This window comes from Lentzea sp. NBRC 102530 (assembly GCF_030269365.1).
Taxonomy (GTDB): Bacteria; Actinomycetota; Actinomycetes; order Mycobacteriales; family Pseudonocardiaceae; genus Lentzea.
The window spans coordinates 385,017-405,095 of sequence record NZ_BSTF01000002.1 but is presented as its reverse complement, the minus strand read 5'-3'; the positions used below and the strand labels follow the sequence as shown (position 1 = coordinate 405,095).

General features: G+C 70.2%; 15 protein-coding genes. 3 read left to right on the top strand and 12 right to left on the bottom strand.

The genetic code is table 11. From position 1 onward, the window contains the following. Nucleotides 1–6: 6 nt before the first annotated feature. From QSK25_RS05395 to QSK25_RS05365, 7 genes are read right to left on the bottom strand one after another with little or no spacing between them, the layout of a single operon-like run. Complete coding sequence (locus QSK25_RS05395) at nucleotides 7–4,041, bottom strand: CHAT domain-containing protein (RefSeq protein WP_285633829.1); 4,035 nt, start codon at nucleotides 4,039–4,041, stop codon at nucleotides 7–9. Further along, complete coding sequence (locus tag QSK25_RS05390) at nucleotides 4,041–6,647, bottom strand: protein kinase domain-containing protein (protein ID WP_285633826.1); 2,607 nt, start codon at nucleotides 6,645–6,647, stop codon at nucleotides 4,041–4,043. Before QSK25_RS05390 ends, QSK25_RS05395 begins: the two co-directional genes overlap by 1 nt. Continuing rightward, nucleotides 6,640–7,362 carry a PP2C family protein-serine/threonine phosphatase gene (locus tag QSK25_RS05385; RefSeq protein ID WP_285633823.1) on the bottom strand — a complete coding sequence of 241 codons (723 nt, stop codon included), beginning with the start codon at nucleotides 7,360–7,362 and terminating at the stop codon, nucleotides 6,640–6,642. The genes QSK25_RS05390 and QSK25_RS05385 overlap by 8 nt, the downstream gene beginning before the upstream one ends. Then, nucleotides 7,359–7,835: an FHA domain-containing protein gene (locus QSK25_RS05380; protein ID WP_285633820.1), complete on the bottom strand. Its 477-nt coding sequence runs from the start codon at nucleotides 7,833–7,835 to the stop codon at nucleotides 7,359–7,361. Before QSK25_RS05380 ends, QSK25_RS05385 begins: the two co-directional genes overlap by 4 nt. Next, nucleotides 7,823–8,449 carry a 4Fe-4S single cluster domain-containing protein gene (locus QSK25_RS05375; RefSeq protein WP_285633817.1) on the bottom strand — a complete coding sequence of 209 codons (627 nt, stop codon included), beginning with the start codon at nucleotides 8,447–8,449 and terminating at the stop codon, nucleotides 7,823–7,825. Before QSK25_RS05375 ends, QSK25_RS05380 begins: the two co-directional genes overlap by 13 nt. Continuing rightward, complete coding sequence (locus QSK25_RS45570; protein WP_285633814.1) at nucleotides 8,443–10,317, bottom strand: AAA family ATPase; 1,875 nt, start codon at nucleotides 10,315–10,317, stop codon at nucleotides 8,443–8,445. The genes QSK25_RS05375 and QSK25_RS45570 overlap by 7 nt, the downstream gene beginning before the upstream one ends. Then, on the bottom strand, nucleotides 10,307–11,452 hold the full coding sequence (locus tag QSK25_RS05365; RefSeq protein WP_285633811.1) for a hypothetical protein: 1,146 nt from the start codon (nucleotides 11,450–11,452) through the stop codon (nucleotides 10,307–10,309). The genes QSK25_RS45570 and QSK25_RS05365 overlap by 11 nt, the downstream gene beginning before the upstream one ends. A 157-nt stretch (nucleotides 11,453–11,609) precedes the next feature. Here QSK25_RS05365 and QSK25_RS05360 point away from each other — a divergent pair, with 157 nt between their 5' ends. Then, entirely contained in the window at nucleotides 11,610–12,242 is a 633-nt protein-coding gene (locus QSK25_RS05360) for a hypothetical protein (RefSeq protein ID WP_285633807.1), read from the top strand. A gap of 12 nt (nucleotides 12,243–12,254) precedes the next feature. Further along, nucleotides 12,255–13,346: an RES domain-containing protein gene (locus tag QSK25_RS05355; RefSeq protein ID WP_285635237.1), complete on the top strand. Its 1,092-nt coding sequence runs from the start codon at nucleotides 12,255–12,257 to the stop codon at nucleotides 13,344–13,346. Nucleotides 13,347–13,387: 41 nt separating this feature from the next. Here the strand turns inward: QSK25_RS05355 and QSK25_RS05350 are convergent, their stop codons facing one another. From QSK25_RS05350 to QSK25_RS05330, 5 genes are read right to left on the bottom strand one after another with little or no spacing between them, the layout of a single operon-like run. After that, nucleotides 13,388–14,755, bottom strand: a complete 1,368-nt coding sequence (locus QSK25_RS05350; RefSeq protein WP_285633804.1) for a cellulose binding domain-containing protein — start codon at nucleotides 14,753–14,755, stop codon at nucleotides 13,388–13,390. Then, nucleotides 14,740–16,143, bottom strand: coding sequence for a beta-N-acetylhexosaminidase (locus QSK25_RS05345; RefSeq protein WP_285633801.1), 1,404 nt, complete (start codon nucleotides 16,141–16,143; stop codon nucleotides 14,740–14,742). The genes QSK25_RS05350 and QSK25_RS05345 overlap by 16 nt, the downstream gene beginning before the upstream one ends. After that, a complete protein-coding gene (locus QSK25_RS05340) occupies nucleotides 16,140–16,964 on the bottom strand; it encodes a carbohydrate ABC transporter permease (RefSeq protein WP_285633798.1) in 825 nt (274 codons plus the stop codon). Before QSK25_RS05340 ends, QSK25_RS05345 begins: the two co-directional genes overlap by 4 nt. Next, nucleotides 16,961–17,905, bottom strand: coding sequence for a carbohydrate ABC transporter permease (locus QSK25_RS05335; protein WP_285633795.1), 945 nt, complete (start codon nucleotides 17,903–17,905; stop codon nucleotides 16,961–16,963). Before QSK25_RS05335 ends, QSK25_RS05340 begins: the two co-directional genes overlap by 4 nt. Beyond that, a complete protein-coding gene (locus QSK25_RS05330; RefSeq protein ID WP_285633792.1) occupies nucleotides 17,902–19,038 on the bottom strand; it encodes an extracellular solute-binding protein in 1,137 nt (378 codons plus the stop codon). The genes QSK25_RS05335 and QSK25_RS05330 overlap by 4 nt, the downstream gene beginning before the upstream one ends. 278 nt (nucleotides 19,039–19,316) lie before the next feature. On the opposite strand from QSK25_RS05330, the gene QSK25_RS05325 reads away from it, so the two are divergent. After that, complete coding sequence (locus QSK25_RS05325; protein WP_285633789.1) at nucleotides 19,317–20,078, top strand: GntR family transcriptional regulator; 762 nt, start codon at nucleotides 19,317–19,319, stop codon at nucleotides 20,076–20,078. Nucleotide 20,079: the final 1 nt, after the last annotated feature.

The window sequence follows — 20,079 nt, the reverse complement described above, 5'->3', positions numbered from 1 at the left end:
GCACGATCACCACCCGTGGTGCGCGAACGCCGCCCAGTACACGGGATCCGCGAGCGAGGCCGCCCTGCCGCGTTCCGCGAGGTGCCGCGCCACGCCCACCGGCACCACCCGGTCCGGGTCCAACGCCCACAGCTGCACCGCCCGCAACGCGTCGCGAGGCCGCATGTCGCCGCGCGCCAGGAAGTCGTAGAACACGCACATCAGCAACGCCGACTCGACGTCGTCCACCTTCCACTTCGTACCGACGACCCCGGTGGCCCCCGCCGCGCCGTACGCCGCCGCCAACGTGAGCCCCTCGTCGTGCAGGCCCGCCGTCAGGTCGCTCTCACACGCCGCCAGCACCACAAGCCCACCCGGCACCCCGTGTCGCCGCACGGCCGCATGCCGCAGCATCCGCTCAACGGACAGGTCCGCGCGCGCCAGTTCCAACGCCGACTGGGCCGGCGTGGCACCCGCACGGGCGTGACATCCCAAGTGCAGCAACGAGGCCCCGATCTCCTCCAGCACCTCGTCGGGAGTACCCACCCCGTGCACCGGTACTCCGGGCCCGGCCTGACCGTAGAAGTGCCCGTGCGGGTAGAGCCCGTGCAGGAACTCGGCCTCGTACTGCGTCGCCGCCAGCGTCCCGGCCGGGTTGCTCACCACCACCGGCGAGGCCCCCACCGGCTGCCGTTCCCGGTGCGCCAGTTCGCACAACTGGCGCGCGGACGCCGCGTACGTGAACCCGGCCTCGTGCACCGCGGTCCGCCCACCACCGGAGGCGGCGTGCCAGGGCACCACCCCCAACGCACCGGTCGGCACCAGTACGAGCCAGCCGGAAGTCCTGTGCAGCAACGGCTCCACCGCCACCCGCCACGCCCAGGCGCACAACGAGGGCAGCGCCTCACGTCGTCGCCGGTCGTCCAGCGCCAGGTACCGCCCGACTTCGCCGTCCGGACCGTCCAACAGCAACGGCAGCAGCACCTCGGACACCGAGCCGTCCGCCGACGTCACCAACGCCCGTCCGGAGTGGTCACCCTGACCGGGTACCAGGTGCACGAGCGCGACCGCATCCAGCGCCCGCAACGCGGAGGCGATCTCCTCCAGCGCAGGTGGCGTCAACGTCTCGACCTCGCTGCCCAGCGCGGCCAACGCCCGCCGCCGCACGTCGCTGGGCGCCAGGTCCTGATCCTCCCCCACCTCGAACTCGGCCGCGAGGTCGAGGTGTCCGGCCGCCTTCAGCTTCGCGGCGATGCCCGCGGTGGACGTGGCGCTGTGCAACACGAGTCCACGCCCCCACTCCACCGCCTCGACGGCCCGGCGGAGCTCACCCGACGCGGCACAGCGCAACGCCACGCGCTGACCGCGAGCAGCCGCGTCCGAAGCCTGCGCAGCCGCGTGCTCCCCGGTGCTCTGCGCCAGCACGTGCCGCGCCCTGACCTTCAGGGTGTCGAAACCGATCGAGACGGCGACCGTGCCGTACCCCAGTGGGAGGAGCTTCCAGCAGCTGTCCGCCAAGCCGTCCAGCAACCCGGTGGCGTCCCGCATGCCCACCGAGTCGGTGTTCACGGAGCTGTAGTGGAGCAACGCCTTGTCCAGGTCCGCCGTGCTCCGGGTGGCCATGTGCCGGGCGTGCCAGCAGATCGAGAGACCGAACGACGCGAGGTTGCGGTCGACGCCCGTGGTCGCCGGGTCGTCGCGGACCGCCTCCAGCTTGGCGATCCCGTCGAGGAACTTCGCGGTGTCGCCTCTCGCCGCCGCGGCGCCCGTGGATCCGTACAGGCCGGCCACGGTGGTCGCCGCGTACATCGCCGAGCCCGCCTGGAACACGTCGGCGGTCTTCCCGAGCTGGTCGAGGGCGTCCGCCAGCACCGCCACGTCGTTCGCGTCGCTGCCGTGCTTGAGCAGGCCCTGCAGGAGCAGCATCCGTTCCGCCACCAGCAGAGCCGGATCCAGTTCGCTGCGGTCCAGCTCCGCCAGCCTCGCGTAGATCTCGGCGACCGTCATGCCGATGTCGAGGCCGCCCCCGTCGGTGAGGAACGGTTCGACCGCGCGCAGGACGTCGTCGACATCGGCGACGTCGATCCCGCGCCCGAGCCTCGACTCGCGCACCGCGTGCAGGTGTCGTAAGCCCGCGTCGTGATCGTGGCGGCCGCCGTGCTCGTGGAACCTGCTGAGCAGCACCAGCCCCAGCATGAGCCAGGCCTGGTCGTGCTCCTCGCTACCCGGTTCCACCAGGCTCATCGCCTCCGCGCAGTGGCCGATGGCCGCCCGGTAGTGGTCCACGCGCTCCTGGACGGTCAGCAGCACCTCCAGCCGTGCGAGCTGGACCAGCAGGGTCGAGCGGAGGTCCGGGTCGAGTTCGTGGTCCGCGCACGCCTTCTCCAGGGCGGGTTTGGCGTGGCTCAGGGGGATGTTCGCCACGCCACCGCGGGCGTGCACCTCCGCCACGACCACGCCGTGCAGCGCCAGCGCGACGGTCTGGAGTGGATCGTCCGCGTCCGCCCTGGCGAAGTACTCGTTCAGCAGCGCGGCGGACTCGATCTCCGCATCGCGGTCGTTCGTTTCCTCGCCGTGGCTCGCGAGCACTGTCGCGTGCCGCACCAGCAGCTCGAGTGCCAGCGGACCTTCCGCGGTGACGGCGGCGCGGGCCGCGGCCAGGGCGCGCAACGCGGCCAGCCTGGTGTCCTGGTCGTCCGCCAGCTTGGCCCTCAGCATCGCCACCGCGCAGAGCCAGTCGGAACCGGGCTGCTCGTGCCGGGTGAGCCAGTCGAGCAGGCCCCGCGCCACCTGTTCCACGTCGCCGTCGCCGATCACCGACGCGGCAAGGGATTCGGGCACCTCGGCCAGCTCGTTCGTCACCATCGGCAGCAAGGCCAACGGCAGCTGCTTCGTCCAGCTCAGCTCGGTGGGTTCGCGCGTGCACGACCGCAGCAGCCGTTCGGCCTCCGCCCGGTCGGCGCGCCCGCGCAACGCCAGCGATGCCGTCGCCACGGCACGCAACGGCAGGAGCACCTCCGGTGGCGGCCCGTCCTCGATTCCGGTGAGCCGGTCGACCGTCCTGAGCGTGGCCTCGGCGTCGCCCGCCAGCCAGTGCGCCTCCAGGAGCGCGCTCCCGAGCAGTCCCTCGTCCGGCTGGGTGTCGAACGCGTCCTCGAGGTAGTCGATCAGCGAGGGCAGCTCCGCCGGGTTCTCGCGGGCCTGGCTGATCAGCAGGTCGCCGCGCCGGATCGCGTACTGCCCCTTGTGCTTCTCCCACTGGGGCGAGTGCTTGACGCTGTCGATCGCCCGCAACGCCTGCGAACGGCCGATCATCTCGTCGCGGTCCTCGGTGAAGAGGTCGCTCAGTTCGAAGGCGGCGTCCGGCACGTCCAGCGCGACCATCTCGTAGAGCGTGATCGCCTCCTGCCGGTCCGCTTCCCGGTCGCGCGCGTAGAGGTCGATCGTCGTGCCGGACCGGAACGACAACAGCCTCGCGAGGTCCAGCACGGTCTCGACGTCCTCGGTCACGTCGAGGCTCGCGTACAGGTGCTGCTCGGCCTCGTCGAGGAGTTCCGGCGCCGGGTTCTCGTCGGCGTTCAGCTCGCGCCGGAACTGCTCGCGCAGCGTCTGCCCCAGCAGGGACGACACCCTGGCTCCGTCTTCCTCGTCATCGGGCTCGCGCAGGGACAGGGCACGCAGCTCCGCGACGATCTCGGCGAGGTAGGGGCGGTCGCCGGTGTCGGTGACGTGGTAGCGGAGCTGGATCAACTCGACGAGGTCGAGGCGGAAGTAGAACGTGTCGGAGTAGCCGACCACCAGGCGCAGTTCGGCCACGGCGGCGTCGATCTCGTTCACGTCCTCCCACAGCTGGGCGCGGCAGCGGTGCCACGACGCGCTCAGGTAATGGGCCCACAGCCAGTCGAACGACGGTTCTCCCGCCACGGCCTGGATCCAGTCGAGGTGGTACCTGACGTCGTCGAGGAGCGCCTGGTCGCCGGGTTCGCCCTCGTCCAGTCGCGTCTCGAACTCCGAGAGCAACGACTCGACCAGGTCGAAGCGTTCGCGGTGGTCGTCGGCCATCAGGCGTCCACCGCCCGGCGGATCCCGCGCACGCACACCACGGTCAGCGGCACGTGCACCAGCAGGGCGGCCCAGAACGCGGCCTGGCCCCACAGCCCGGCGAACGACAGCAGCGGTTCGCGCAGGAACAGCAGCCACAGGAACCTCAACTCCGGCAACGGCTTCGCGATCGCAGCCAGCACGAGCACGGCCGGCACGGCGACCGTCAGCGTGCCGATCGTGTTCCGTCCCGACAGCGCGATCGCGGCGGCGACCGCGGCCAGCGCCAGCAGGTAGCCGCTCTGCAGGAACGCCGCGTAGCCACCGGGGTCGGCCGTGCTCACGTCGGCGGAGTAGATCATCAGCCTCAGCACGACGGCCGCCCAGAACAGCGAAGCCAGTGCCACCAGGGCCATCAGGGCGATCACCGCCCGGTTGGAGCTCCACCTGCTCACCCCGCGCGGCGCCGTCTCCGGTAGCCACGACCGGGCCAGCGACGCCAGCGCGAGGCCACCGGCGGTCATGAGCACCAGCCCGACCACGATGCCCTCCGCCCACACCTCGGCGAGCGAGGTCACCTGGCTCGCGATCAGGTCCGGCGAGCTGGCGGCGGTGAACAGCGGGAGGTGGGGCAGCGCGACGCCCAGCGCCGCGGCCGACACCACGCCGGCCGCGACCGCTCCTCTGGTCCTCACCAGCAACACGAGCTCGACGGCCAGCACCATCAACGGCAGTGCCAGCACCATCTGAGCCGACGCGCCGAGCGTCGCGGCCTGGCGTTCGCCGTCGGGACCACCGTTGAACGCCAGGTCGCCGTTGCTCAGCACCACCGCGACCCACGCGGCGGCGATCATCACGTACCAGAGCACGACGACCGCACCGATCTTCCGCAGGACGCCGCGAGCGGAGAACCTCCCGGTCTCACGCCGAGGCCGTTGCAGTGCGGCACGTTCCTGCAGGATCCCCTGGGCCAGCAGGGTCGCGCGGCCGTGCGCGGTCGAGGTAGACGGGAACTGCTTGGCGAGTGGGCGCCACCACGGCACGTTCGCCAGCCGCACCCACGGCGACGGTCGCAGCACCCGCGCGGCCTCGTCCGGGCGCAGCACGAGCAGCAAAGCCATGCCGTGCAAGCGTTCGCGCTCACCGCTCTGCAACGCGCCGGAGCCGGACCCGGTGATGATCCGTTCGGCGTCCTGCACCAGCACCGGGAGTTCGGCGGCGGCGCGGTCCAGCACGGCGCACCGCTCACCGCATCCGTGGTGACGGCAGCGATAGCCACCCGCGGTGCCGAGCACGTCCCCGAGCACGACCTCGCCCGCGAACTCGAAGCCGTCGGGTTCCGCGAGCACCGCCACCAGTCCGTCGCTGTCGACGGGACGGCCCCGGTAGCGCGGGGTGACCTCGGGCGCGAACGCCGCGCCGAACGCGAGCACGCCGCTGTGCAGCCGTGCCGAACCCGTCGTGGCTCCGCGCAAGCGCAGAACGTCGAACCGGTTCTGGAGTTCCTCCTTCTTCAACCAGGTGTCCAGGACCTGACGGCCGTCGCCGGTCAGCCAGCGTTCGGCGGCGTGCGGGTTGTCGAGCATCGCCACGGCCAGGTCTGCGGGGTCGGTGAACATCCGGCCGTCCACGAACGTGATCGGCGAACGTCCCGGCGCTGCGGCGTGCCCCCGCGCCGCCACCGGTGGGTTGCCACCCGCGAGCCAGTCCTCGACCTGCACCCACCCCCACCTGTCGGCGGGATCAGTCGTGAGCAGGCCGGAGATCAACGACCGCCACCGCTCGTCCGCGACATCGGTCAGGTCGAGCTCACCCAGCGCGCGGATGCGGTTGATGACCTCGTCGGACAGCATCTCGCCGTTGGGACGCTGGAACCGCATGTGCCCGGTGCACAGCTGGTAGGCGATCTCGCCGAGCGTCCACCACGGCCAGGGCCCGCCCTTCTCCTGCCAGTACTGCTCCGGCGGTGTGTAGGCCCGCGCGGCCATGGTGGTGCTGCCGATCTGCTGGCTCGCGGTGAACCCGACGACACCGCCGAAGTCCACGACGACGTACTGGCCGTTGGCGCGTCGCATCCAGTTGTCCGGCTTCACGTCGATCGGGTTGCGGCCCACCTCCGTCTGCCAGAAGTGCAACGCCTGCGCGAGTTCGCGCAGCACACCGAGCGCCCAGCCCGCGGACCACCCGGCGGCGAACCTCTCGCGGATCTCCTGGTCCAGCGTGGCTTCGAGGAGTTCGATCGCCACCCAGTGGATCGGGCCGTACGGGCTGATGAACGAGCCGTGCCCGCACAGTTGCGGCACGTGCCGCCGGAACTCACTCCTGTCCAGGTGCGCCAGCAGTGCCGTGTCCGCCTTGTGGTTCGCCCAGTGCACCTTCACCGCGATCTCGTCGCCCTGAGGCGTGCGGCACCGCCAGACCACGCCCTCGGTCCCGGTGCCGAGCACGGCCAGCGGTTCGAACCGGTCCCGCAGCTGGTCCGGGAACTCCGGCGTCTCCGGGTTCTCCCGCGGCGCGGCCACCGGGCCCTGCTGCACGGTGGGAACGGACTTGCCGTGCTGCGCGACCGTCGGGTTCGACCCTTGCTGCACGGTCGGCGTGCTGGGTCTCGGTACGGGCTCAGTCATCTCGTTCCCCTTCGAGCCACACGGTGACCACGCACACCGAGACGTTGTCCGGAGCGCCGGCCTCGAAAGCCGCTCGCACCAGCGCCCGCGCGGCGCCGAAGGACGACTCCAGCGCCGCCTCCTCGCGCACGACGGCAGCGTCCACGTAGGAGTGAAGTCCGTCCGAGCACAGCAGGAAGCGCAGGCAGTCGGCCGAATCCACCTCGCGCACCTGCGGCACCACCTCGCGGCCCGGCCGGCCGCCGAGCACCTGGGTGAGGGCGCCACCGGGTTCGGTGTGGTCCGTCGTGAGCTGCGTGACGAAGCCGGGTTCGACGTAGTACGCCCTGCTGTCGCCCACGTGGCAGAGCGTGATCACGTCGGTGATCAGCAACGCCGTGGCCGTCGTCGCCATCGATTCGAACTCCGGCTGGGACGCGCCCAGTGCCAGCAGGTCCTCGTGCACGCGCCCGAACGCCTGCGCGGGGTCGGCCACGACGTCCGGCAGCGCGGTGTGCAGGGCCGTCACCGCGAACTCACTGGCCACCTCGCCCGCCTGGTGCCCGCCCAGCCCGTCCGCCACGACGACCAGCACGGGTTCGGACGTCGCGCGCGTGAGCAGCACGGGCTCGGTCATCTCCCGCGGCGCCAGCCAGCCGAAGACGGACACCCTGTCCTCGTTGCCTGCGCGCACGAGTCCCCTGCTGGTGATCGCCGCGACCTCCACGCGCTTCACGACGGCAGCCCGAACTCGTCGTACCGCACTCCTTCGACCTGCAGCTCCACGTCCAGGCCGAGGCGCAGCACCTGGCCGGCCTCCAGGCGGCGCGGAACGGTGACCCGCCTGCCGTCCAGGTAGGTGTGGTTGACCGAGTCCTCGTCCCTGACGTAGAGGCGTCCGTTGAGCGGGTAGATCGTGGCGTGCAGTCGGGAGACCTGGGTGAGCTCCGCCATGCCCGGCACGGACGCGAGCGGCCCGGTCTCGCGGCCGATCTCCACGCCCTCGGGCGGGATCTCGATCAGGCGCCCCAGGAACCGCAACGTCAGCGCCTCAGCGGGTTCGGCGGCCGCCGGCGTCTCCCCGGTGGTGAACGCCGCCGCGCGGACCGCCTCCAGCATCGTCGCCGGGTGGACCGCGCAGAAACCGGGGCTGAGCGTGGAGGGACACCCTCCGGGGTCGTCGGGACAGCGGTAGATCACGGGCGCCATGCAGCCTCCTCGAACACGATCCCGTTGTCGCGCAGGCGTTTTTCGACCTTCGGCAGCACACCGGCCGGTGGCACCCCCACCAGCCACAACAGCCCGTCGTCCACCCGGACCTGCACCTGCGCCCGGCTCGCCAGGTCCACGAACGGCCGGTAGCGCTCCTCGCCGAGCGGCGTCAGCGGGACGAGCCGCTGGTTCGCCGACCCCCTCCAGATCAGCCCCGGCTGCTCGCCCGCCACGTACCGCCCGGTGATCACCGCGTCCACGTGGCCGAGCACCGCCCTTTGCTCGTCGTCCAGCTCGCCGAGCTCGTGTCCTGTGTACAGCAACACGTCCCTGCCCTCGAGTGGCACGGACGCCAGGAACTCGGTGAGAGCCGCGGCCTGCTCCAGCGGCTCGCCCCCGCTCACCGTCAGCCCGTCGACACCTGCCCGCACGGCCTCTCGCCACAGCTCCAGCAGATGGTCGACGCTCAGCGGAGTTCCGGCGCCGGCGTCCCAGGTGTCGCGGGACATGCAGCCCTTGCAGGCCAATGTGCAGCCCTGCACCCAGATCCCGAGTCGACGGCCGGGGCCCAGCGACGTGATCGGGTGCAGCACCCTGCTCGTTCTCAGCACCGCGTCACCTCAACCCGCCACCCCTGCGCTTCCGCGACCAGCGCATCGATTCGCCAGGTCTCGTCGGGTACCGGTGGTTGCCGCAGCACCATCTCCGACAGCGGGTTGATCAAAGCCGTCTCGACCGCGTTGTTCACCCCGCGTCCGCCGTGCCCGAGGTTCTCGACCGCCTTGTCGTACAACGTCCTGCGCGCGGCCTGCCCGATCTCGAGCCGCACCCGGTGCACGACGTCCATCCGGCGCACGACCGACGTGAGCGCCTTGTCCAGCAGCGCGGGGACGATCTCGGGTTGGATGAAGTCCATCGCGATGAACGCGTCCCCGAGCCGGTTGCGCAGCTCAGGTCTGCCGATCTTGTTGTCGAAGAAGAACTCGAACGACTGCTGCAACACCCTGCGCACCTCGACCGGGTCGTCCCGGTGGGTGAACCGCGGCGGCGCACCCGGCGGTGCGTGCGGATCGGTCACGCCGAGGTTCGAGGTGAAGATCAGCACGCTCTCGGTGAAGTACACGGTCGAGCCGCGGCCGTCGGTGAGCCTCCCGTCCTCCAGCACCTGCAGGAACAGGTCGAACAACCGCGGGTGCGCCTTGTCGATCTCGTCGAACAGCAGCACGCTCATCGGGTTGGCGCGCACCGCGTTCGTCAACTCACCGCCCGCGTCGAAGCCGACGTACCCGGGAGGAGCGCCGACGAGCCGTTCACGGGCGTGCTCCTGCTGGAACTCGCTCATGTCGAACCTGACCGGCTCCGCGTCCCTGCCGAAGATCAGCCGTGCCACGCCCTTCGCGAGCTCGGTCTTGCCGACGCCGGTCGGCCCTGCGAGGAACAGCACACCGCGCGGCCGGTTCGGCGAGCTGGACGACTGCGCACCGGTCAGACCGGCCGCCGACCGCATGAAGATCTCGACGGCCTTTTTCACGGCGTGGTCCTGGCCCATCACGCCGATCGCGGCGGAGTCGGCGTTCGCGATCGTGTCCACGATGGACGACACGGCCCACGGGTTGTCCCGCACGCCCACCCGGTACAGCCGTGCCGCCTCGTCCAGCCTGCTGACCGGCAGGCCGCGGTCGACGGCCACGCTGCTCACCGCGAGCACCTCGGCGTTGCTCATCCCGTGCGTCACCGAGACGAGGTTCTCCGCTGCCTTGTCGAGGGTGCGCTGGTCGACGACCTGGCCCGCCTTGCTCGAGACCACGGTGACCGCGTGCCTCGCCGCCGCGAGCCGTTGTTCGGCGGGCGCGGCCGGGATGGTGATCACCTTGACGGTGCGCGGGGAGATCGCGAACTCGACCGGCAGCTGCTCCTCGCGTTCAGCGACCCAGAAGACCGTGTTGTAGGGCATGACCGGCGACGACCCCGGCACCGGACGGGCCTCGTGCGCGAGTGCCTCCACCGCCGCCATCAGCAGCTTGCCCTCCCCGGTCAGCTCGGCGCGCGGCGAGCCGAGCCTGGCCGCGAACGGGAACAGCAGACCGATCGGCGCGGCGCGGAACGTGACGATGTCGCGCAACACCCGGCGCGTCCGGCGCAGCACCAGGTCGTCGGGCGCCCCTCCGTCCCTGCCCGGCGCCGACAGCGCGTCGTCGGCGATGAACTCCTTCAACGCGTCCGGCAACCGCAGTTCGTCGTCGCGCAGGCGCCACACGTCCAGCCGGTCGCGGGCGACGTCGAACACCGAGAGCGCGGCGAACCCCCGCCTCCGGCACGACCGTTCGACCACCTGCGGGAGGTCGAAGGGCAGCAGCTGCGGCCCGGTCTCCGCCGGCAGGAAGTAGCGGTCGCGGACGTTGCCCACCAGCAGGACCTGCGGGTGGGTGATGAGTGAGAGGTCGAGTTCGCGCACCCAGGCGGGCACCTCAGCGTTCACGTTCCCGCTCCTTCACCCTCTTCGTCTCGTGCCTGCGCTGCCTGCCGGGCAACGGCGAGGGCGCGACGGGGACGGGTCTGCCCGGTTCACCGCGCAGGAACGGCGCGTCACCGATGTGCACACCTCGTTCCCGCAGCTTGGCGTGCAGTTCCGGGAGGGTCTCGTCGCAGTAAGCCGTCTGCACCGCCAGGGCATGCACGCCGCTCGCCGCCCGGTCGTCGGCGCGGACCACGGCCGTGAGCAGCGACTGACCATCCTCGGGCAGCCGGACGAGCAACCCGTAGCCGTCCTGGGCGCGGAACCCGACGACGGCTTCGTTCTCGGTCGTCAGCAACGACTCGAACTCCTCGCCGACCACGCACCCGAGTTCCTCCAACGCCTGGGCGGCCGCGTCCGCGACCTGCTCGCGGTGGCGGGCGCGGTCCTCACGTTCGATCGAGCCGAAGACGGCGCCCGCTGCCGCGTCGAGGTCAGCCGTGGTCATGACGAGCTCGCGCAACGACTCCTGCTCGGCGGCAGCGGCATCGCGCACCAACTCCAGCAGCCGCACCCGTTCGGCCTCCAGGGTCGTGGCGGCGCGGCGGCGCGCGACCGACTTCTGGATGATCACCGCGATCTCCAGCGACAGCGTCCTGGCGCGCACCACCGTCGTGGCCTCCACGAGTTCCGTGAACGCCTCTCGCGCGGACGCGACGCCCTGTTCGTCGCAGCGGTGGCCCTGGCTCTCGATCAACGACTCGGCGTCGGCGACCGCGCTGCGCACCGCGAGCGTCTCGCGGTCCGGTTCGGACTGGGCGCGCGCCAGTTCGTCCCGCGCGGACAGTCCGGTCACGACGGTGTGCCGCGCGACCTTCCCGAACTCGGCCTGCCACCGGCTCCGCCAGGCATCGTTGATCGACTCGTCGGCGTGGTCGAGCGCGGTGGTCACGCGCCGCAGCAGCTCCTGCAGTTCGTCACTGGTCGTGTCGTCGGTGAAACCGGCCCTCACGGCCGGGATCGTGAGTCCGATGCCGCGCGCCCTGGCCCGCACCCCGTCGTACCGGGCGAGGGCGGAGGCCACGCCGGCGCGCAAGTCGCGCCTGCGTTGCGCTTCGACGTCAGCGGCAGAGAGGTAATAACCGACGGATGAGCTCATTGAACCTCACGCATGTCCTGGATGTGCGGACGAAGAAAGAAGCTACGTCCCGCTCCACGCATTTCCCGGGCACGACAATCAAATGTCCTCTTTCTGACCAAAATTTCACGGTGAGGCCGGGGCAGAATGTCCTGTCTACGGAACAGGAGTGGTGCGCGTGGCGGTGCAGCACATCATCGACGCGCTCGTCGCGGACTGGGACAGGGTCACCCACCTGCTCGGATCCCACGGGCGTACCCGGTTGCGCGGGCTGGTCGACGCGCTGCGGTCCGCTCAAAGCGCCGACGAGCGGGCCGCCATCGCACACGCCCTGACGCGGTTGCTCGGCGAGCTCCTCCCCCATGACGACCCTGTTTTCGCCGACGCCGGGGTCCGTTATGCCAACCCGGGACAAATTCGCGAGCTCGACCGCCTGCTCGTTGCCATCTCCGGTGACGTCAACCTGTACGGGCGGCCGCGCAGCGCGAAAGAACGCATTCTCACGCACGAGTGGGAATCGGCTGCCGATCTGCGCGAACGCGGGCACGCCCCGGACGCGTTCGGGGTGATCAAGCTGCACCGCGACGACGGCAGTGCGTCCGTGCCGCTGTTCCAGTTCGACGAGTCGGGTGCACCGCTGGAGGTCGTGTTGCGGGTGAACTGGTTGCTGCGCGCCCACGAAGACCCGTGGGGCGCGGCCGACTGGTGGTTCAGCGCGAACGCCTGGCTCACCGAGCCGCCGTACGAGCTGATCGGACGGACACCCGACGACCTGCTGGTGGCGGCCGCCGTCGCGCTGACGGAGGGCTGACCCGTGCCCGACATGGCTCCGCCCCCTCATCTCACCGGCACTCCGAAGCGCGAGACGATCGAAGCCGGACGGACCTTCTACCGCGTGCACGCCGCCACGCTCGACCCGCGGATGTTCGATCCCCGGCACGACAGCGCGTTCGGCGGGGGCCGGTTCGACGCGTGCAACGGCGCCTCACACCACACGCTGTGCATGTCCGCGGCCCCGGAAACCGCTGTGGCGGAACGGTTCTTGCGTGAGTTCGCGGTCACCCGCGGGGTCCAGCGCATCCTGCCGGGCGCCGCGCTCGCCGGTCAGGTGCTCAGTGAGGTCAGGACGACCCGCCCGCTCAACCTCATCCGCCTCCTCACGACGCCAGAACTCGGGCAGGTGCACCAGGACTCCTGGCTCACCACGACCACACCGGACAGCTTCCCCAAGACCCGGCAGTGGGCCGCGTGGCTGTACGAGAAGGTGCCGTGGGCGGACGGGATCCTTTGGCAGTCGATCGAGGACATGCCCCGGGAAACGGTCGTGCTCTTCGACCACCGGTGCACCGCCCCGCCGGTGTCGGGAGTCCAGCGTGCGCTCGACACGCCGGAGCAGCTGTCCTGGCTGGGCGACCTCCTCAAGCCGTACGGGGTGGAGGTCGACCTGCCGCCGGCCCCGCCGAGGTTCTTCATCAACTTCCGCACCGGTGACGCGGAGGCCGTACCCGAACTGCTGCACCGGGAACTGGTCCGCCGGCTGGGCGAGCAGGCCGTCTTCTACGACGTGCGGTCGATGCGGCCAGGCCTGCCGGACTTCACCGAGGCGCTGGAGGAGAACGTCCGCAACTGCGAGACGCTGATCGCCGTCGTCGGCAGGCGCTGGGAGAGCCAGACCAACAACGACGGCGTGCGGTTCCTCGACGATCCGCAGGACTGGGTGCGCAGGGAGCTGGTTCTCGCACACCAGCAGGGAAAGAAGGTGGTTCCAGTGCTCGTCGGGCTGAGAGGCGCACTCAGGGTCGAGCAGCTGCCGGAAGAGCTGCACCACCTGGTGCACGTCCAGGTCCACCACCTGCGCCGCGGGTACGGCGACCACGACATCGCGGTATTGGTGGACGAGTTGCTGCGGGACTGAGACGGGCGCCCCGAAAGGAGTTCCGGGGCGCCCGTGCGCGGTCAGACGTTGTCGGTGTGCGTGACGCCCGCGTTGCGGTAGTCCTGCACCGCCGTCTTCACCTGGGCCGGGCTCAGCACCTGGTCCTTGGCGAAGTACACGTAGTCGACCTCCTGCTGGTAGGCGCGTTCGGCGCTGCTGCCCTGCAGGCCGCCCGAGATGAACCAGAGGTTGAAGTTGATCGACATCGGCGTCTCCGGGTAGTACTTGTCGCCGTGGTCGGCGACCAGGTTGCCGTCGATGTAGTACTTCACCCGGCCGTTCGCCACCTGGAAGACCAGGTCGTGCCAGCCGTTGTAGCTCTGGCGCTGGGAGTTGTGGATGTTGTCGGCCACCCACGGCTCGTTCTGGTAGGTCTCCCAAGTGGTCTCGTACATGATGTTGCCCTGCTCGCCCCAGCCGCCGTTGGGCAGGTACTCGAAGTCGATCTCCCCGTAGTCCGGGGCCATCGGCGCGTCGAGCGGGGTGATGGTGAAGAACGTCTGCACGACGTGGTCACCGTCGGGGCCGAAGACCGGGGCGTCGCTGAACTTCACCCGCGAGGCGTAGGTGCCCTCGAAGAACTTGCGCTGGTGGAACATCTCGGTCTGCTTGGCGGCGGAGCCGTTGTTCCACGAGTCGAGGCGCATGACCTTCTGGCCGTCGACGGTCGGGAACGTGACGCGCGAGGCGTCCCACTCCGCGCCGGGGACGCCGGGGCCACCCGCGCCCGAACGCACCGTCCAGCCGCGCTGGCTGATGCGCGAGTCGCTCGAGCTGGTGTAGGCGAAGTCGTCGAACAGCTTGGGGCCGTTGGGGTTCGGCGGCGTGGAGCTGGTCGTCGTGGTGGTGGGTGGGCTGCCGCCTGGCGGGGTGCCCCACAGCAGCGTGCTGCCGCGGTGGACGGTCACCTTGTTCGACGCCGAGTAGTTGCTGTCAGCGCGGAACGAGTAGTCGTCGGTCTGGGTGATCGGGCCCCAGTTGGTGCGGTAGAAGCGGAGTTGCAGGTCGCCCGAGTCGGCGCCGGCGTTCAGGGTGCCGGCGCCGGAGGTGAAGCCGACCTCCAGGTAGCGGTCGGCGGGGCCACCGGTGAGGGTGCCGAACTGGCCGGTGACGTTGCCGCAGCCGCGCACGGCCCACGAGCAGGCGAACCGGTAGCCGACGTCCGGGGTGTCGGCCTTGAAGTAGTAGCGGATCTTCACCTCGGACAGCGGCACGCTCGTGCTGCCCGAGTTGACCAGCTTGAACCAGGGTTCCGCCTGGTCGGTCGTCGCACCGGACGCGCTGGTCCGGTACTGGGCGGTGATCGCGTCGGCGGCGAACGCGTTCGGTGCGACGGCCAGTGCGGCCACCGCCAGCGCCGCGCAGGACGCGGCTAAGAGTGCTCGCAACGTTCTCTCCTCATTTCGGCAGGGACGGACAGGGCGGCGAGCCTGGACGAGTGGAGGCGCATCCGGGTGGTGAAGCCCTCCCACTCGGGGCGCTGGGACCAGAGGGTGTCGGCCAGCGCGGCAAGTCGGGGAAAAGCCAGGTACTCCAGGTGGTCCCTGGAGCGGACGTGCTCGGTCCACAGCTGGCACTGGGCGCCGAGCACGCCGTCGGGCAGCGGCACGTCGTAGACGTCGCGGGTGGTGACGACGAACCCGGGCTGGCCGGGTGGTTCGTGCGCGCCTTCGGTCTGCGGGTAGTCGAGGTAGGTGGAGGTGTGCGGGGCCATCACGACCGGCTGGCCGCGTTCGAGTGCTTTGGTGGCCTGGGTTTCGTCCTTCCACGGCATGAGGACGGACCTCACGTCGCTGGTCGGTTCCCACGCCGCCGGGGTGCGGCCGTGGTCGAGCACGTACTTGCTCGCCTGCTTGAGGAACTGCGCGTGGACGGTCTCGGGCAGCAGGCACTCGTCGCCGCCGAGGTGGACGTGCTCGCCGGGGAACACGTCCAGCACCTCGGCCAGCACCTCGCGAACGAAGCCGAGGGCGTGCATCCCGAACGCGGCGTCGCTGATGCCCCACCGGGTCCAGACGGGCAACGGCTCGGGGGCGATGCCGAGAGCGGGGTACGCGGCCAGCGCCGCGCGGGCGTGTCCTGGCATCTCGATCTCCGGCATGATCCGGATGCCGCGCTCGGCGGCGTGCGCGACGAGTCCTTCCAGTTCGGCACGGGTGTAGGTGCCGCCGTGCGGGACGCCGTCGCCGTTGGTCTCGGTGCGCCAGCCGCCGATCGACGTGAGCAGCGGGTGGGCCGGGACCGGCATCCGCCAGCCCTGGTCGTCGGTGAGGTGCAGGTGCAGGACGTTGAGCTTGTGCAGGGCCATCAGGTCGATGAGCCGGCGCACCACGTGCACCGGCTGGAAGTGCCGTGCCGTGTCGAGCATGAACCCGCGCCACGGCAGCCTCGGCACGTCCCGGATGTCGACGCCGGGCAACGTCCACTCCACTTCGGACACCCGGCTCGAGCGCAGTGCCTGCGCCGGCAGGAGCTGGCGGATGGACTGGACGCCGTGCGCCAGGCCGTTGCGGGTGGCGGCCCTGAGCAGCACGCCGTGCTCGTTGACGGTGAGCGCGTAACCCTCCTCGCCGAGCCCGACGAGCTTGGCGTCGAGCGCCATGACGATCTGGCCGTGGTCCGCGAGCGGCAGCGCCAGGCCGGTGGCCGGTCTGAGCAGCGTGCGCAGCAGCCGCGCGGCCGGTTCGGCGCCGGGCGTGGCCCGGACGCTCGTGCCGCAGTCGAGCGTGAAACCCCTGCTGCGACGGACCATCCTGGTCGGGAGTGGCACGATCACCCCTTCACCGCCCCTCCGACGATGCCGGTGGTGACCCGGCCCTGCAACACGACGAAGATCAGCAGCACCGGCAGCATGAACAGCGTGGAGGCGGCCATCGTGGCGCCCCAGTCGGTGCCGAAGGTGTTGTTGAACGACGACAGCCACACCGGCAGCGTGCGGTCGTCCTGGTTCTTGATGATCAGCACGTTGGCGAAGGCGAACTCGTTCCAGGCCGTGATGAACCCGAACAGCGAGGTCGCGAGCAGTCCCGGTGCGAGCAGCGGGAACACGACCTTGCGGAACGCCTGCCCGCGCGTGCAGCCGTCGACCTGCGCCGCCTCCTCCAGGTCGACCGGGATGGCGGCGAGGAACCCGCGCAGCGTCACGATCGTGAACGGCAGCGTCATCATGAAGTAGACCAGCGTGAGGATCCAGAGCGTGTCGAGCATCCCGGTGTCGCGCGCGATCACGTAGATCGGGATCAGCAACGCCTCCCAGGGCGTCATCTGCGCGATGAACACCATCAGCACGAACGCCCTGCGGCCCTTCCACCGCAGCCGGGCGATCGCGAACGCGGCGAGCAGTGCGACACCGAGGGCCAGCAGCACCGCCCCTCCCGCGACCAGCAGGCTGTTGCGCCAGAACGAGAAGAACCCCTGCGCGGCGATGGCCGTACCGAAGTGGTCGAACGTGAGCGGGATCGGCAGGAACGTCGGCGTCTCGCTCTGGATGTCCTTGGTGGGCTTGAACGCCGTCAGCACCATCCAGTAGACGGGGAAGACGGAGAGCACGAACACCACCAGCGCCGCCGTCGTGCGGGAGATCCTCCCGAGCATCATGCTTCCCGCTCCTGCCGGTAGAGCTGGCGGAAGTACGCCAGCAGTGCGAGCACCAGCAACACGACCATCAGCATCGAGACCGCGGCGCCGAGGTCGTAGCGCTGCAACGACTGCGCGACCTGGAAGGCGTAGACGGGCAACGTCGTCGTGGCCTGCCCGGGACCGCCCTGGCTGATCACCCAGATCTGCACGAACGCCTTGACGACCCAGATCACCTCCAGGCACGTGATCAGCCCGAACATGGCCCGCAGCATCGGGAACGTGATGGTGGTGAACACCCGCCACGCGCCGGCGCCGTCGATGCGCGCCGACTCGTACAGCTCCTGCGGGACGGTGATCATCGCCGCGTACAGCGACAGCGCGGCGAACGGCACCGACTGCCAGACGATCAGCGTGACGAGGATGCCGAACGTCGCGTCGCCGTCGGCGAACCAGGTGTAGCCGCGGTACTCCTCGAAGCCCAGCGCGACCAGCGCCCAGTTCACGATGCCGAGCCGCGACTGGAAGAGCCACTGGAACACCGTGGTGGCCGCGATGATCGGCGTCGCCCACGTCAGCACCAGGCCGCCCATCACCAGGAACCGCAACCACTTCCCGAGCCGCACCAGCAGCAGCGCGACCAGGGTGGACAGCACCATGATGAGCACGACGTTGATCGCGGTGAACCACAGCGTCCGCTTGACCACGCTCCAGAACTCGGGGTCCTGCAGCACCTTCGCGTAGTTCGCCAGGCCGACGAACTCCGCGTCGCCCCGGACGAGCTGCGGCAGCCCGAACTCCTGCAGCGAGATGATCACGTTGCGCACCAGCGGGTAGAACAGCAGGTACGCGGTGGTCAGGAGGGTGGGCGCGATCAGCAGGTACGGCAGGACCGGACGCCTGCGCCTCGGCGGCGGGGCCGGTGCGGTCTCCCGCACCGGCCGCTCGGCGAGGAGCGTCATTTGCCGGAGTTGAGCGCTTGGGTGATCACTTCGTCGGCCTTCGCCGCGGCCGTCTTCGGGTCGGCGCCGGTCAACACCGCCGTCTGGAACTCCTTGATCGGGTTGCGGGCCTCGACGGCCGCCCAGTTCGGCGAGTTCGGCGTGGCGAACCCGTTCGCGGCGCCCTGCGCCATCGCCGCCGTGCCCGGATCACCGCCGACCGAGCCGGCCAGCGACTTGCGGTTCGGCACGTAGTTCATCGCCTTCGCGAGCTCGACCTGCCACTTCTCGCCGGCCAGCGCCTTGACGACCTCGTACGCGCCGTCCTGCCTGCTCGACGCCAGCGGGATGATCAGGTCGGAACCGCCGGTGAACACCGCGCCGGGCTTGTCGGCGGTCTTGCCGGGGATCGGGAAGAAGCCGATCTTGCCTTCGAGCGCCGGGTTGGCCTTGGTGACGAGCTTCGCCGCGCCGGGCACCGCGATGAACTGCGCGACCTTGCCGCCCGCGACCACGTCCGTCTGCTGCGGCTTGGACTCGTCGGCGTCCTTCGGGCCGTCGCCGAGCGCCTGGAGCTGTTTGTAGAAGTCCATGCCCGCCAACGCCTCGGGCGTGTTGAGCGAGCCCTTCCAGCTGCCGCCGTCCTGCTCGGCGAGGTCGCCGCCCTCGTCCCAGACGAACCCGGACAGCGTGTACCAGTTCTGGCCGGGCAGGTAGATCCCCTGCTGCTCGCCCTGGTCGAGCTTGGCGGTGGCCTCGAGCCACTCCTGCCGCGTCCTGGGCGGCTTGACCTGCGCGGCCTCGAAGAGGTCGGTCCGGTAGAGCACGACCCGGTTGGCCGCGTAGAACGGCACGCCGAACTGCTTGCCGTCCACCGCGCCGGGGTCGGCGAGGCCGGGGATCCAGTCGTCGCCCTGCAGCTCGGACTTCTTGCCGGACAGGTCCGTGACGCCCTTGCTGGCCACGTACTGCGCGACCTGGGTGTTGCCGACCTCGATCACGTCGGGCGGATCAGTGCTGGCCAGCGCACTGGTCACCTTCTGCGTGATGCCGTTCCACTCCTGGATCTGGATCTTCAGGTCGAGGTCCGCGTGGTCCTTCTCGAACTCGCCCTCGAACTTCTGCACGAACTCCTCGGTGGCCGTGTCCTTCATGAGCCACACGGTGATCTCCTGCTTCTCACCCCCTCCGGCCTCCGTGCCGCAGGCGGACAAGGCGAGTGCAAGAACCAGTAAGGCAGCGGAGCGCGACACGACTCACCTCTCGCTGGGATGTGACCAATTGGTCAGGTCTCGACGGGTGAGGTAGAAAGTGGCATAGACCACTTCTCAGGTCAATACCCAGCTCGGACGCATGAGAGCGCTCTCGATCTTCAACGGACTGGTTACTTACCAGTGGTATGCCATACTGGCCGCCGACGAAGCGGAGAGGCATGGCCGAGGCGATCCTGAAGCGCGAGCGCGTCCGCGACTACCTGCTCGAACTCATCGAGACCCACCCCGCGGGCGCCCCCATCCCGGCGGAACGCGTGCTGTGCCAGCAGCTCTCGGTCTCCCGCCCCACCGTCCGCTCCGCGGTGGAGGAACTGGTCAACACCGGCCTGCTGGTGCGCCAGCACGGCAGGGGCACCTTCGTGGCCCGCGCCAAGATCACCCAGGAGATGGTGTCGGACACCGGCGCGATGTCGCTGCCCCAGGCGGGCGGCACCTGGTCGTCGCGCGTCCTGGAACACGCCCGCATCCCGGCCGGGGCACGGGTCGGCCGGCGGCTGCACCTCTCCCCCGCCGCCGAGATCCACTACATCGCCCGGCTGCGCCTGGTCGACGGCGAGCCGATGGCGTTGGAGTACCTGCACGTGCCGGCTGCCGTCGCGCCCGCGTTGACGTTGCACGACATGGAGTCCGGCGACTTCTACGAACGGCTGCGCGAGCACGGCGTGCACGTTTCCGAGGCGGTGCAGTCGATCGAGCCCACCGTGGTGAACGAGTCCGAGGCTTCGCTGCTCGCGGTTCCCGTGCTGGCACCGGCCCTGCTGTTCGAGCGGCTCACCACGGACGCCGAGGGGCGGCAGGTGGAGTACGTGCACTCGATCTACCGGGGCGACCGGTACAAGATCGTGTCGAGGCTGACGCTCGGGGCGTCGCCGCGCAGCACCGTGGGCGTGCGGGCGAGGGTGAGCGGCGACCCGTTCTGAC